11 protein-coding genes are annotated in these 14,020 nt (G+C 74.2%); 8 read left to right on the forward strand and 3 right to left on the reverse strand.

Annotation, left to right across the window (positions count from 1 at the left end):
• Window positions 1-28: 28 nt before the first annotated feature.
• Window positions 29-1,363: a sensor histidine kinase gene (locus tag ABH937_RS23925; RefSeq protein WP_370219414.1), complete on the forward strand. Its 1,335-nt coding sequence runs from the start codon at window positions 29-31 to the stop codon at window positions 1,361-1,363.
• Here the strand turns inward: ABH937_RS23925 and ABH937_RS23930 are convergent.
• Window positions 1,324-2,208, reverse strand: a complete 885-nt coding sequence (locus ABH937_RS23930; RefSeq protein WP_370219416.1) for an alpha/beta fold hydrolase — start codon at window positions 2,206-2,208, stop codon at window positions 1,324-1,326. The two genes, ABH937_RS23925 and ABH937_RS23930, sit on opposite strands and share 40 nt — an antisense overlap.
• 254 nt (window positions 2,209-2,462) lie before the next feature.
• Between ABH937_RS23930 and ABH937_RS23935 the strand changes: the two genes are divergently transcribed.
• Complete coding sequence (locus tag ABH937_RS23935) at window positions 2,463-4,808, forward strand: transglycosylase domain-containing protein (RefSeq protein WP_370219417.1); 2,346 nt, start codon at window positions 2,463-2,465, stop codon at window positions 4,806-4,808.
• A gap of 44 nt (window positions 4,809-4,852) precedes the next feature.
• Complete coding sequence (locus ABH937_RS23940) at window positions 4,853-5,890, forward strand: DMT family transporter (RefSeq protein ID WP_280692500.1); 1,038 nt, start codon at window positions 4,853-4,855, stop codon at window positions 5,888-5,890.
• A gap of 58 nt (window positions 5,891-5,948) precedes the next feature.
• Here the strand turns inward: ABH937_RS23940 and ABH937_RS23945 are convergent, their stop codons facing one another.
• Window positions 5,949-6,311: a chorismate mutase gene (locus ABH937_RS23945; RefSeq protein WP_280692498.1), complete on the reverse strand. Its 363-nt coding sequence runs from the start codon at window positions 6,309-6,311 to the stop codon at window positions 5,949-5,951.
• Between the two features lie 265 nt (window positions 6,312-6,576).
• Between ABH937_RS23945 and ABH937_RS23950 the strand changes: the two genes are divergently transcribed.
• The 3 genes from ABH937_RS23950 to ABH937_RS23960 all read left to right on the forward strand — a co-directional run bounded on the left by ABH937_RS23950 (window position 6,577) and on the right by ABH937_RS23960 (window position 10,260).
• The gene (locus ABH937_RS23950) at window positions 6,577-7,344 is read left to right on the forward strand and encodes a VOC family protein (protein WP_280692497.1); all 768 of its coding nucleotides are present in this window, start codon (window positions 6,577-6,579) and stop codon (window positions 7,342-7,344) included.
• 88 nt (window positions 7,345-7,432) lie between these two features.
• Window positions 7,433-7,858, forward strand: coding sequence for an OsmC family protein (locus ABH937_RS23955; RefSeq protein WP_370219418.1), 426 nt, complete (start codon window positions 7,433-7,435; stop codon window positions 7,856-7,858).
• A gap of 338 nt (window positions 7,859-8,196) precedes the next feature.
• Window positions 8,197-10,260: a putative bifunctional diguanylate cyclase/phosphodiesterase gene (locus tag ABH937_RS23960; protein ID WP_370219419.1), complete on the forward strand. Its 2,064-nt coding sequence runs from the start codon at window positions 8,197-8,199 to the stop codon at window positions 10,258-10,260.
• A gap of 29 nt (window positions 10,261-10,289) precedes the next feature.
• On the opposite strand, the gene ABH937_RS23965 is transcribed toward ABH937_RS23960, so the two are convergent.
• The gene (locus ABH937_RS23965) at window positions 10,290-11,405 is read right to left on the reverse strand and encodes an LLM class flavin-dependent oxidoreductase (protein ID WP_370219420.1); all 1,116 of its coding nucleotides are present in this window, start codon (window positions 11,403-11,405) and stop codon (window positions 10,290-10,292) included.
• A 110-nt stretch (window positions 11,406-11,515) separates the two neighbouring features.
• Here ABH937_RS23965 and ABH937_RS23970 point away from each other — a divergent pair, with 110 nt between their 5' ends.
• Together ABH937_RS23970 and ABH937_RS23975 are read left to right on the forward strand one after the other, a co-directional pair.
• Entirely contained in the window at window positions 11,516-12,790 is a 1,275-nt protein-coding gene (locus ABH937_RS23970) for a multidrug effflux MFS transporter (RefSeq protein WP_280692491.1), read from the forward strand.
• Between the two features lie 432 nt (window positions 12,791-13,222).
• Window positions 13,223-13,834 carry a hypothetical protein gene (locus ABH937_RS23975; RefSeq protein ID WP_280692490.1) on the forward strand — a complete coding sequence of 204 codons (612 nt, stop codon included), beginning with the start codon at window positions 13,223-13,225 and terminating at the stop codon, window positions 13,832-13,834.
• Window positions 13,835-14,020 lie beyond the last annotated feature (186 nt).

Below are 14,020 nucleotides of genomic sequence, written 5' to 3' on the forward strand. Positions count from 1 at the left end.
AGCACGAGCAGGCGAGGAACGAACCCGGGTGAGCACCAGCGAGGCCGCGAGAGAGCCCAGCGGGCGACGGAGCCCGATAGCGCGCGTCGGCCGCTGGTTCTGGCACCCGGAGCGCCGTTGGCATGCCTGGGCGGTCGACGTGCTGCTGGTGATACCGGCCGCGCTGGACGCGCTGCTCAACTTTCCGCCCCCGCGTGACTGGCGCTTCCTGATCTCACTGGGGGCCGCCGCCGTGCTGCTGCTGCGCCGCCGCTTCCCGCGCACCGTGCTGCTGCTCACGCTGCCCGGACTGTACGCGGGCAACGCGCTGCTCGCCGCCATGATCGCCGCCTACACGGTGGCCCGCACCGAGCGGGCGCAGTGGCAGAAGGCCCTGGTGGCGCTGGCAGTGGTGGTCGGCAGCTTCATACCGTGGCCGATCAGCGGGCTGCGGCTGGAGAGCTGGAGCGACATCACCCAGCACCTGATCTTCGCCAGCATGCTGGGCACCGGCCCGGTGATGCTCGGGCTGCTCGCGCAGACCCGGCTGGACCTCTCGGCACGGGTCGCGGAGCTCGCCGAACTGCGCGACCACGAGCGCGCGCTGTACGCGAAGACGGTGATCGCCGAGGAGCGGGCCCGGATCGCCCGGGAGATGCACGACGTGGTCTCGCACCAGGCGGGGCTGATCGCGGTGCAGGCGGGGGCGCTGCAGGTGACCACCAAGGACCCGGCGACCCGGGAGACCGCGGGCATCCTGCGCGGGCTCGCGGTGGCGACGCTGGAGGAGCTGCGGTCGATGATCATCGTGCTGCGGGCCGCCGGCGCCGGGCCGACCGAACTGGCGCCGCAGCCCCGGCTGGCCGACCTGGCACGGCTGGTGGCGGCCGCCGAGGTGGACGCGGTGCTGCGGGTCGATGGCTGCCTCGACGGCCCGCTGCCGGAGCCGGTGGAGCGGGCCGCCTACCGCACGGCGCAGGAGGCGCTGACCAACGTGCGCAAGCACGCGCCGGGCGCGCCGACCGAGGTGCTGCTGCGGATCGAACCGGACTGCCTGCGGGTCACCGTGCGCAACGCCGCCCCCAGCGGGCCGCGCACCGAGCCCGAGCTGCCGGGCGGGCACCACGGGCTGATCGGCCTGCGCGAACGGGCCTGCATCCTGGGCGGGACGATCGAGGCGGGTCCCGAGCCGGACGGCGGCTTCGCGGTGCGCCTCTGGCTGCCGCTGCCGGCCCGGACGGAACCGGCGGAGGCAACCGAACCGCAAACGCCTCAAGAGCCTCAAGGACCTCAGGCGCCTGAAGAGCCGACGGAGCCGAGAAAGCCACCCGGGCCGGCGGAGGCTCAGAACTCCAGCACCGCCGCCGCCACGGCAGCCGGCTGATCCAGCATCAGCAGGTGCCCGGCGGGCGCCACGATGTGCAGCCCGCCGCCGAGCTCCGCCGCCAGCAGCGCCTGCCGCTCCAACCGCCGACGGGTCCCCCGCCCGGCACCGCAGCCCGCGGCGGCGGCGAGGCCGAAAGCCGAGCTCGCGGCCAGCGCGACGGCCGGCGCTGTCAGCGGCAACTCCTCGCGCAACGACAGTAGTTCGGCGGCCTGGTCCAGGTAGCAGGTGTTCTCCAGCAGGGCCGCGCGCAGCGCCCGCGCGGTCCGGTAGCAGCGCCGCACCAGTGCCCGCGGGGCGGGGTCGCGGCGCTGCGCGGTGGCCAGTCGCACCACCAGCCGCCGCCCGGGCGGCCCCAGCAGGTAGGGCACGGCCAGGGCCCGGGCCGCACCGGCCACCGCCCGCGCCGCCGCCACCCGGACGCCGGGCAACGGGCGAGCCCTGGCGCGCGGCTCGACGCTCCCGTCGACCAGCACCACGGCGCGCGTGCGGTCCGGATGCAGCCGCGCGAAGGCCTCCACGTGGAATGCGGCCAACGAGTGGCCGACCACCACGCAGGGCTCGAACAGGCCGACCCCGTCCAGCAGTTGCCGAATCCGCTCGGCCTCACCGGCGAGCGTGGCCGGGCCGGCCGCGGCCGCGCTGAGCCCGTAGCCCGGCCGGTCGAAGCGGACCACGGTGCGGTGCGGCACCAGCAGTGCGGCCACCGCGTCCCAGTCGAACCAGGCACAGCCGAGCCCGCCGCTCAGCACGCAGACCGGCCCGCTGCCCTCGCGGCGCACATGCGTGACGGTGCCGTCGATCCGCAGCAGCCGGCTGCCCTCGGGGAGCTGAGAGTTACCCACGGCCCCACCGCCTCCGCCCATTGCGCCCGACCGCCGGGCAGCCGCACCGCTGCACGATCCCACCCTAATCGCAACAACTCGTGTCACTTACTCAAAAACGGGACAAAAGTCCCTAGCATCCATCGAACGGCCCCGGGCAGGCTGGCCAGGTCCCTGCCCAGGTCCGACCCGGACCAGCCAGAACAGCCAGCGCCCAGCCACCGCCCATCCACCGCGTGAACGACCGTCACGGGGCTGACAGGAAAGGCCCACCCGTGCCGCGAACCGCTTCCCGCCCGCTGCCGCGCCGCGTGCTGCACTCGGGACGACCGCACCGCCAGGGCTGGCGACGGCTGGTGCCGACCTGGCGGTTCGCGCTCTTCTCGACCTTCGCGGCGCTGCTGCTCGGCACCGGCCTCTTCGCGCTCGGTGTGGCGCTGGTCAAGGTCCCGGACGCGCACGCGGCCGCCACCGCGCAGCGCAACACCTGGCTCTACCGGGACGGCACGGTGCTCGCCCAGACCGGCCAGACCAACCGGCAGAGCGTGAGCCTGGACCAGGTCTCCACCGACGCGCAGCACGCCGTCCTGGCGGCCGAGGACCGCGGCTTCTACCGCGAGGGCGCCGTCAACCCGGCCGCGTTGCTGCGCGCGGGCTGGAACACCGCCACCGGCAAGGGCGCCCAAGGCGGTTCGACGATCACTCAACAGTACGTCAAGAACGCCTATCTGACGCAGCAGCAGACGATCAGCCGGAAGGTCCAGGAGATCTTCATCGCGCTCAAGGTGGACGCCACCCTCTCCAAGCAGGAGATCCTGGCGAACTATCTGAACACCACCTACTACGGGCGCGGCGCGTACGGCATCCAGGCGGCCGCGCAGGCCTACTTCGGCGTCGACGCGGCCACGTTGGACCCGGCCCAGGGCGCCTACCTGGCCACCCTGCTGAACGCGCCCTCGGCCTACGACCTGTCGACCGCCACCGAGGCCGGCAAACGCGCGGCCACCGCCCGGTGGAACTACGTGCTGGACGGCATGGTGAAGGAGAACTGGCTGGCCGCCGCCGACCGGGCCGCCCTCACCCTCCCCACCGTGCGCGCGCCGCAGCCCGCGCTCGGGCTCGCCGGGCAGGCCGGCTACCTGGTGGACGCGGCCAAGGACTACCTGGTCGCGCACCAGCTGGTGGACGAGGCCGCGCTGGCCAAGGGCGGCTACCGGATCACCCTGAGCATCGACCCGGCCCGCCAGGCGGACCTGCAGCGTTCCGTGCAGCGGCAGTTGACCGACAAGCTGGACCCGAACCAGCGCCCGGGCGATGCCGACATCCAGGCCGGCGCGGTCTCGGTGGATCCCAAGTCCGGTGCGGTGCTGGCGTTGTACGGCGGCGACGACTACACCGAGCACTTCGTCGACAACGCCACCCGCCGCGACTACCAGGCGGGTTCCACCTTCAAGCCGATCGCGCTGGCCGCCGCCCTGGAGAGCGGCGCGAGGACGCAGGACGGGCAGGCCATCACCCCGGACACCGTCTACGACGGCGCCAACCGCCGCCCCGTGCAGGGCGGCAGCGCGAAACCGCCGTACGCACCGCCGAACGAGGGCGAGCGCGAGTACGGCAGGATCACCCTGCGCCAGGCCACCGACTGGTCGGTCAACACCGCCTTCGCCCAACTCGCCCAGGACACCGGGCTGGAGAAGGTCAAGCAGACCGCGATCGCGCTGGGACTGCCGGCCGACACCAACGAGCTGGACCCGGTGCCCTCGCTGCCGCTGGGCGTCTCGATGCCGAGCGTGCTGGACATGGCCGGGGTCTACGCGACGCTGGACAACGACGGGCAGCGGATCACCCCGTGGCTGGTCGAGTCGGTCAAGCTGAACGGCACCGACGTGCCGCTGCCGCCGAAGCGGAGCGGCCGGGCGGTCGGCGAGCAGACCGCCCGGCAGGTCACCGAGATGCTGCAGGGGGTGATCGCGGACGACGGCGGCACCGGCTGGCGCGCCCAGGACCTCGGCCGCCCGGCGGCCGGCAAGACCGGGACCACCGACGGCAACCGCTCGGCCTGGTTCGTCGGCTACACACCGGAGTTGGTCACCTCGGTGGCGATGTTCGGCGAGCAGGCCGGGACCGGCCAGCAGGTCACGCTCTCCGGCACGGCGGGCGGCGGGCGGGTCAACGGCGGCGGGTATCCGGCGCGGATCTGGACCGACTACATGACGGCGGCGCTGGACGGCAAGGCGGTCCGTGCCTTCACCCCGCCGAGTGCCGGTGCCCCGGCCGAGGACGCCGCGGCCGGGCCGAGCACGGGTCCCGGTGCGGCGGGCCCGCACAGCCCGGCGCCGACGCACCGCCGACCGACAGCACCTCCGCACGCACCCTCACGCGTACCGTCGCACGGGCCCTCGACCGCGCCGACGGCCCCGCCGACGGCCGCACCGCCCGTCCCCTCCCCCTCGCCCGGCACCACGCACCCGGCGCCGCCGACCCCGACGCCGCCCACCACCCCGGCGAGGCCCACCCCGCCCCCGTCCCAGCCCCCGTCCCCGGAGGCGCCCACCGAGACCGGCCCGCCCGCACCGGCCCGCCCGAGCGGCTCGCCGCCGGCCCTGGTCGGCGCCGCCTGACGCCCGCTCGACCGCATTTGTCCGGGACCTGGCAGAATGCACCGATGCACTCCTCCCCGGCCACCACGCACCGCTCCCGCCGGGCCGTCGGCCTCACGCTCGCGCTGATCTCCGCCGTGTCCTTCGGGGGTTCCGGCACCGCCGCCAAACCGCTGATCGAGGCGGGCCTGTCACCGCTGCACGTGGTGTGGCTGCGGGCCACCGGCGCCGCCGTGGTGCTGCTGCCGCTGGCCTGGCGCCATCGGAGCATCGTGCGGGACCGGCCCGGGCTGCTGCTGGGTTTCGGACTGCTCGGCGTGGCCGGCGTGCAGGCCTGTTACTTCGCGGCGATATCCCGGATCCCGGTCGGCGTCGCGCTGCTGATCGAGTACCTCGGACCGCCGCTGCTGCTCGTCTACGTGCGCTTCGTGCAGCGCCGCCCGGTGACCCGGGGCGCGGCGCTCGGTGCCGGGGTGGCGGTGACCGGACTGGCCTTCGTGGTGCAGGTGTGGAACGGGCTGAGCCTGGACGCCCTCGGCGTGCTCTTCGCCCTCGGCGCGGCCTGCTGCCAGGTCGGCTACTTCGTCCTCGCGGACGCCGGCGGTCGCGGCGAGAAGCCCGCCGACCCGCTCGGGGTGGCCGCGTTCGGCCTGCTGATCGGGGCGCTCACGCTGACCGTGGTGACCCGCCCCTGGGAGGCGGACTGGAGCAAGCTGGGCGGCCGGGTCACCATGGCCGGCCACCACGTACCGGCCCTGCTGCCCGCGGCCTGGATGGTCCTGGTCGCCACCGTGCTCGCCTACCTGACCGGCGTGGTCTCGGTGCGCCACCTCTCCCCGCCGGTCGCCGGCGTGGTCGCCAACATCGAGGCGGTCGTCGCCACCGTCACCGCCTGGTTCCTGCTGGACGAGCACCTGGGCACCACCCAGCTGATCGGCGGCCTGCTGGTGCTGCTCGGCGCCTTCGCCGCCCAGGCAGGCCGCGCCCCCGAGGAGCCGCCAGCCGAGCCGATCACCGTGCCGGCCGGCCAGGCCCCGCCGCCCGGCCGGACCGAGCCGAGCACGCCGACCGAGCGGACCGCACCGGCCGAGCAGCGCCGCTAGCCGCCAGCAGCCAGCAGCCAGAACTCGGCCGGGACCCGCCGGCCGCACCCGCGAAACCTCACGCGGACGGGCTGCGGCCGCTCATCGCGTCGCTCGCGATCGCCTCATGGTGGCGGATCACCTCGGCGATGATGAAGTTGAGGAACTTCTCCGCGAAGACCGGATCCAGCCGCGCCCCGGCGGCCAGCTCGCGCAGCCGGTCGATCTGGTCGCGCTCGCGGGCCGGGTCGGCGGCGGGGAGCCGGTGGGCGGCCTTCAGGGTGCCCACCCGCTGGGTGGCCTTGAAGCGCTCGGCCAGCATGTGGACGATCGCGGCGTCGATGTTGTCGATGCTCTGCCGCAGGGCGGCCAGCTCGGCGCGGACGGCGTCGTCCACGTCGTCCAGCGAGGTGGTGCGGTCGGGCGCGGGCTGCTCGGTCATCGGGTCTGCTCCGGTTCGGGCGCCCCGGCCACGGGGGCCGAGCGCGGACTGGGGCCGGCGGCCTGGGGACTGCCCGGCGCGCGGGCCGGGCAAATCTAACAGGCGACCCGGCGAGGGTTCGCCCGGATTGCGCCGATCGTCCGCCATGTGGACAGTGCACCCCACGGCACAGCGGGTACCGTACGGCGCGTTCCGGTTGCGGACGGTGACGGGCGGTCGGATTCTGACGCACAGACAGCGATCCCCAGCCCGAAAGGCCCCCTCCATGCCCCTGCGCGACTCCTACCCCGACGGCGCCCCCTGCTGGGTCGACCTGACCTGTGCCGATCCGCTCGGCGTCCAGGACTTCTACGGCCCGATCCTGGGCTGGGAGTTCCAGGAGCTCGGCGCCGACTACAACGGCTACACCATGTGCCTGCTGGACGGGCGCCCGGCCGCCGCGCTGATGCCGCCCCCGGCCGGCGGCGACAAGCTGCCGCCGACCTGGAACGTCTACCTGGCGACCCGGGAACTGGACTCCGTCTACGACCGGGTCGCCCGGGCCGGCGGCACCGCGGTCCTCGGTCCGCACGAGGTCCCGGGCGCCGGGCGCCTCGCCTACGCCTTCGACCCGGCCGGCGCGGCCTTCGGACTCTGGCAGGCCGGCGGCCACCAGGGCGCGGCGGTGTACGGGGAGGCGGGGGCGATGTGCTGGCACGAGCTCACCACGCCCGAGCCCGAGCCGGCGGACGCCTTCTACGCCGAGCTCTTCCCGTACCAGCAGAAGCAGGTGGGCGACGGGCGGGCCTTCGACTACACGGCGTGGAGCGTGCCGGGCTCGGCCGGGCTGCCGGTCTGCGGCCGCTACCGGGCGGCGGTGCCGCAGCCCCACTGGTCGACCTACTTCGCGGTGCCCGAGGCGGACCACGCGGCCGACCAGGTGATCGGGCTGGGCGGTCGAGTGCTGCGCGACCCGTTCGACTCGCCGTACGGCCGGATGGTGCCGTGCACCGACCCGAGCGGCGCCAAGGTGACCTTCTGTCAGCTCCCCTGAGTGGCGGCCGTCGAGCAGTAGGCTGGGCCCGGCGTGACCGGAACTGACACACCGACTGTCTCTCACTGTGCATCAGGAGGTACCGATCGTGGCTACTACGCGCACCGCTCACACGGTTTGGCAGGGCGAGCTCATCAAGGGATCGGGCGAGGTCACCTTCGACTCGTCCGGCATCGGTACCCAGCCGGTCTCCTGGCCCTCCCGCGCCGAGCAGGCGAACGGCAAGACCAGCCCCGAGGAGCTCATCGCGGCCGCCCACTCGGCCTGCTTCTCGATGGCGCTCTCGCACGGCCTGACCGGCGCCGGCACCCCGCCGACCCGCCTGGAGGTGAAGGCCGACGTGACCTTCCAGCCCGGCGAGGGCATCACCGGCATCCACCTGACCGCACGCGGCGAGGTGCCCGGGCTGGACGCGGCAGCCTTCGTGGAGGCGGCCGAGGGCGCCAAGAAGAACTGCCCGGTGAGCCAGGCGCTGACCGGCACCACCATCACGCTCAGCGCCGAACTGGCCTGACGCGGCACTGGCCAGCACTGCGGCCCCCGAGGCGCAGATCGCCCCGCGCACGCCCCCGGCGCGCACCACCTGGTGCCCGCCGGGGGCGTGTCTGTTGCACGCCCGGCCTCTTCCGAAACACGGCGAATCACCCTGTCGGCTGTGGCCCAGGCTTCCGCACGCGGCCTATGATCGGGCGCAGCGCTCTACTTCTTGACAACGGGCCGGTCCGGCTGAAACCGGTCGGCCCGCAGTCGGCGGCAGCGGCGCGAAAGAGCGTGTGGCAAGCGAGCGTCAGCGGCGGACGGGAGCGAGCAGTGCGAGGCCGGAACGAGGGGGCCGACGCACACCGCAATGGCGTGCGACAGGACGCGCTGCGCCCAGCCTCGCCCCTGCCGGTCGACCGGCAACCGGCCGGCAGCCGCCCGGTCGACGGGCAGCCGGTCGACGGCCACGCGGCCTCGCCGGAACCGGCCGACGGCCGCCCCACCGTCCAGTGCCCCAGCTGCGCGACCCCGCTGCCCGCCGAGCTGCTGGCCGGCGCCGCGCCCGTGGTGACGGTCCCCGTGGCCGATGCCGGCGAGCTGCTCGCCGCGCTGCGGGCCAGCGAGTTGAGGCTCCGGGCCGCCTTCGCCGACGCGGGCATCGGGATGGTCCTGGTCGACACCGACGACCTGGTGATCGAGGCCAACCCGGCGTTCGCCGCGATGCTCGGCCGCGAGGTCGCCGAGCTGGCCCGGATGCACATCCACGAGATCATCGACCCCGAGGACACCCCGCGCCGGCTCTACCGCGAGCTGGTGGCCGGCCGGCGCGACCGGCTGCGGGTGGAGAAGCGGCTCAAGCACCGTGAAGGGCGCGAGGTCTGGAGCAGCGTCACCATCTCGCTGGTCCGGGACGCCGAGGGCGAGCCGTTCTACACGCTGGCGATGTTCGAGGACATCACCGAGCGGCGCCGGCTCGGCGACCGGCTGGCCTACCAGGCGCTGCACGACCCGCTCACCCGGCTGCCCAACCGCACCCTCTTCTTCGAGCGGCTCAACGCGGCCTGCCTGCCCTCCCCGCAGCGCCCGGGGGAGGTCGAGGCCGGACGGCGGGTCGGGGTCTGCTACCTGGACCTGGACGGCTTCGCGGCGATCAACGACACGCTCGGCCACCACATCGGCGACCAGCTGCTGACCGCCGTCGCGGCCCGGCTGGAGCGGCGCTTCAGCGCCGACGAAGGGCTGCTGGTGGCCCGGCTCGGCGGTGACGAGTTCGCCGTGCTGGTCGCCGACAGCGAGGGCAGCGAGCAGCTGACCAAGCTCGCCGCCCAGGTGCTCACCGTGCTGGAGCGGCCCTTCGAGGTGGCCGGGCACCGGCTCGCGGTCACCGCCAGCGTCGGCGTGGTGGAGCGGCCGGTCAACGGCACCAGCCCGACCGACCTGGTGAAGGACGCCGACGCCACCCTCTACTGGTCCAAGTCCGACGGCCGGGCCCGCTGGACCCTCTACGACCGCGACCGCGGTGCCCACCAGCTGACCCGCCGGCTGCTCTCCACGGCGCTGCGCCCGGCCCTGGAGCGCGGCGAGTTCACCGTCGAGTACCAGCCGCTGGTGGGCCTGGCGGACGGCACCGTGCACGGCGCCGAGGCGCTGGTCCGCTGGCGCCATCCGCGCTTCGGCACCCTCTCGCCGGACCGGTTCATCCCGCTGGCGGAGGAGTCGGGGGCGATCGTGCCGCTCGGCAAGTGGGTGCTGGAGGAGTCCTGCCGGCAGGCGCGCGGCTGGCTGGCCGAGTTCCCGGACACCGAGGCCTTCGTGAGCGTCAACCTGGCGGCCCGTCAGGTCTGGGACTCCGACGTGGTGGCGGACGTGGCCCAGGTGCTGGAGCGCACCGGACTGCCGGCCCGGCTGCTCCAGCTGGAGCTGACCGAGAGCGCGGTGCTCGGGCCGGGCGGCCGACCGCTGCAGGCACTGCAGGCGCTGGCCGACATGGGGGTGCGGATCGCCATCGACGACTTCGGCACCGGCTACTCCAACCTCGCCTATCTCTCCCGCCTGCCGGTGCACGCGCTGAAGTTGGACGGCACCTTCATCGAGGGCTTCCGCGACCCCGCCCCGGTCGGCCGCCCCGACCTGCGCTCGCGGCGCAGCGAGGCGGACGAGCAGATCGTGGGCGCGATGGTCCGCCTCGCCCACGACCTGGGGCTGACCGTCACCGCCGAGGGCATCGAGAGCGCGGCCCAGGCCGAGCGGTTGCGGCTGACCGGCTGCGACACCGCGCAGGGCTGGTACTTCGCCCGGCCCGGTGAGGCCGCGCTGGTCGCCGGAATACTGCGGGAGGGGCGCATCCGCCCTGCCGGGGCCGACCAGCCACACGGCACCGACCGGCTGCCCGCGGCCGAGCAGCCGGCCGCCGGCCACACCGCGCTGCGGCCGTAGCGGCTGCCGCGCGGGCTGCGCGATGCCGGCTACTGACCCGCCGTCAGCCCGTAGGCCTGGGCGATCAGCTCGTACGAGCGCAACTGCTCCTGGTGGCCGTGCACCCGGGAGGTGATCATCAGCTCGTCGGCGCCGGTGCGCTTGCGCAGCTCCTCCAGGCCGTCGGCGACCTCGTCCGGACCGCCCAGCACCACGTTGCCCAGCCAGTCGTCCAGGAAGTCGGCCTCGGCGGGGCTGTAGGGGTAGGCGGCCGCCTCCTCGGGCGTCGGGATCAGCCCGGGCATGCCGCGGCGCAGGCGCAGCATGCCGAGCCCGGCCGAGGCGGCCAGCCGGCGTGCTTCGGGCACCCCGCCCTCGGCGACGGCCACCGCGCTGACACCGATCAGGGCGTACGGCTCGGCCAGCACCGCCGAGGGACGGAAGCTCTCCCGGTACAGCTCCAGCGCCGGGACGGTGTTGGCACCGCTGAAGTGGTGGGCGAAGGCGAACGGCAGACCGAGCCGACCGGCCAGCTGGGCACTGAAACCGGAGGAGCCGAGCAGCCAGATCGGCGGGCGCTCGGGGCCGCTGGGCACCGCGGTCAGCCGGGCGTAGGGGTGGCTGTCGGGGAAGTCGCCGTCCAGGAAGTGGGTCAGCTCGGCCAGCCGGCGCGGGAAGTCGTCCGGGTCCTCGTGCTCACCGCGGCGCAGCGCGCGGGCGGTGGCGGGGTCGGTGCCGGGGGCCCGGCCCAGGCCCAGGTCGATCCGGCCCGGGTGCAGCGCCTCCAGCAGGCCGAACTCCTCGGCGACGGCGAGCGGGGCGTGGTTGGGCAGCATCACGCCGCCGGAGCCCAGCCGCAAGGTGCTGGTGTGCGCGCCGAGGTGGGCGAGCAGCACGGCGGGGGTGGAGCTGGCCACCCCCGGCATGCCGTGGTGCTCGGCCACCCAGAAGCGGTGATAACCCCACTGCTCGGCGCCGCGGGCCAGCTCGGTGGTGGCGGCCAGCGCCTGGCCTGCGGTGTAGCCGGCGCCGACGGTGGCCAGGTCGAGGATCGACAGCGGGGCGGGGGCGGTGCCGCGCGCGACCCCTCTGACGTCCTGCCTGACGTCCTGCCGGCTGCCGCCGCCGGCACCCTGCCCGCTCTGCCGCTGGTCCTCGCCGCTCATCAGTTCTCGCCTTCCGCTGCACACTGCCTGTCCGCACCGGACAACAGCGCCCGGGTGCACGCTGTTCCCGGCCGCACGCTGTTCCCGGCCGCAGGCCCTACGGTGGGACGATGTCGCACTCGCCCGCCTCGGCCACCGCACCGCTCGCCGCCCCCGCGGACGCCTCCCCGGGCGCCCTCCGCAAGGTCGGCCTGCTGCTGACCCTGGTGCTGGGTTCGCTGAGCGCGCTCGCGCCGCTGTCGATGGACATGTACCTCCCCTCGCTCCCCCGGATCACCGGCGCCCTGCACACCTCGGACGCGCTGGTCCAACTGACCCTGACGGCCTGCCTGGTCGGCCTCGCGCTCGGCCAGCTGGTGGCGGGCCCGCTCAGCGACGCGCTCGGGCGGCGCCGTCCGCTGCTGATCGGCCTGGGCCTGTACGTGCTCTCCACGGCCAGCTGCGCGCTGGTCGGCGACGTCCGGGTGCTGATCGTCTGCCGCCTGGTGCAGGGCCTGTCCGGCGCGGCCGGAATAGTGATCTCCCGGGCCGTGGTCCGGGACCTGTTCGACGGCCTGGCGGCCGCCCGCTTCGCCTCCTCCCTGATGCTGGTCTCGGGGGCGGCGCCGCTGCTGGCGCCGATCCTCGGCGGGCAGCTGCTGCGGTTCACCTCCTGGCGCGGGGTGTTCGGGGTGCTGGCGGTGCTCGGCGTGGTGATCCTGGTCACCTCGGCGCTGCTGGTCCGCGAGACGCTGCCGCCCGCGCGTCGCCGGCGCGGCGGGCTGCCGGACACCCTGCGGACCATGCGCGGCCTGCTGGCCGACCGGCTGTTCACCGCCTACCTGCTGACGGTGGCCTTCGGCTTCGGCGCGCTCTTCGCCTTCATCGCCGGGTCGCCGTACGTGGTGCAGGAGGTCTACCACGGCTCGGCGCAGCGCTACAGCCTGCTCTTCGCGCTGGTCGAGACCGGGCTGGTGGCCCTGTCCCAGCTGACCGGGCGTCGGCTGCTCGGCCGCTACCGCTCGCACCGGATCCAGCTGACCGGCGCGGTGCTGCTCGCCCTGTCCGGGACGGCGCTGGTGCTGATGGCGGTGAGCCACCGCGGCGGGCTGGCCGGGCTGACCGCCGGGCTGTTCGTGATGGCGGGCGCGCTCGGCGTGGTGTCGCCGCCGAGTTCGGCACTGGCCCTGCAGCGCGCCCCGCACGCTGCCGGGACCGCCTCCGCGCTGCTGGGCACCGTGCAGTTCCTCACCGGGGCGATCGCGCCCGCGCTGGTGGGGCTCGGCGGGCACGACAGCGCGCTGCCGATGGCGGTGGTGATCCTCGGGATGGCGCTGGCGGCGCTCGCCTCGTTCATCGTGCTGGCCCGCCCGTGGCAGGCGGTGCCGGACCCGCTGCTCGGCTGACGGTCCGTCGGTGACCGCGGGCGTCGGTGACCGCGGGCGTCGGTGATCGCGGGCCGTCGCCCAGCGTGCTGGCGGGATCACGCCAGCGCCGGATCTCGCCAGGCGCCGATCTCGCGCGACAGCGCCCCTCTTTGGCAGGCTTGGAGTCACAGCGGGGCGCCCACCAGCACCCCACTCCTCAGCAACGCCGACGGGCTGGACCAGTTCCGGGCGACCCTCGTGAGCCCCTGTGGCGGACACCCCGCCGCAGGGGCTCACGCCTTTTCGCCCCCGCTCACTCTCACCACGCGACGCAAGAGAGGCGTTAGCAGCGCCGACCCGACGCTGTCCACCCGCCGTTCAGGGGGGCACTTAGCAAAGGTTCATGAAGAGCCGATAGCGTAGGCGACCTGAGCCACCTGTCTCTCCGGGCGGTCCGGAGGGAGTTGGATCATGGGAAGCGCGACGCTCACGACGTCGTCCTGGTTCTGCGTGCTGGCCGTGCTGGCCGTGCTCGGCGACGCCTTTCTGCCGTTCCTGCCGAGCGGCACGCTGGTGATCCTGGCCGTGCTGAAGACCGACCGGATAGCCGGAGCACCGGTGTTCCTGGCGGCCGCCGTCGCCCTCTCCTCCTTCCTGGGTGACGTACTGCTGCTGACCCTGGCCCGGCGCGGCGCCCCGTTCCTGCGCCGACGGCTCGCCAAGCGCCCCCAACTGGCCGCCAGCGTGCGCAAGATGGGGCAGTCGCTGGAGGGGCGGACCAGCCGGACGGCGGCCACGGTGGTGATCGTGGCCCGCTTCGTGCCGGGTGGACGGACCGTACTGGACCTGGCGATAGGGCACTCCCCGGCTCCCTCGCACCGCTTCCTGCGCTGGTCGGCGCTGGCCGCGCTGGTCTGGGCCGGCTACATCGTGACCCTGGGCTGGCTGAACAGCCACTGGTTCAACACCGCTTGGCTGAGCATGCTGGTCTCCTGCGTCGCCGCCACCTCGATCAGCGCGGCCGTCGCCCGCCTGGTCCACCGGCAGCGCCGCCTGTCGACGGCCGCCGCCGACGCGGCCTGACGCCTCCCGCACGATCGGCCCGGAGCGGGACCGAGTGTCTCAGGACTGCAACAGAACTCCCCTGCCCGCAGCCGCCGATCGACTTCCGGCCGTCCTGTGCAACGTGTCATGACTCACCGAGCCTGCTTGGATCCAAGCAGCGCTCCATGACATCCTTCTTTAAAAATACTGATCAATTGCCGTATT

It is taken from the genome of Kitasatospora sp. GAS1066B, from assembly GCF_041262605.1.
Classification (GTDB): domain Bacteria; phylum Actinomycetota; class Actinomycetes; order Streptomycetales; family Streptomycetaceae; genus Kitasatospora.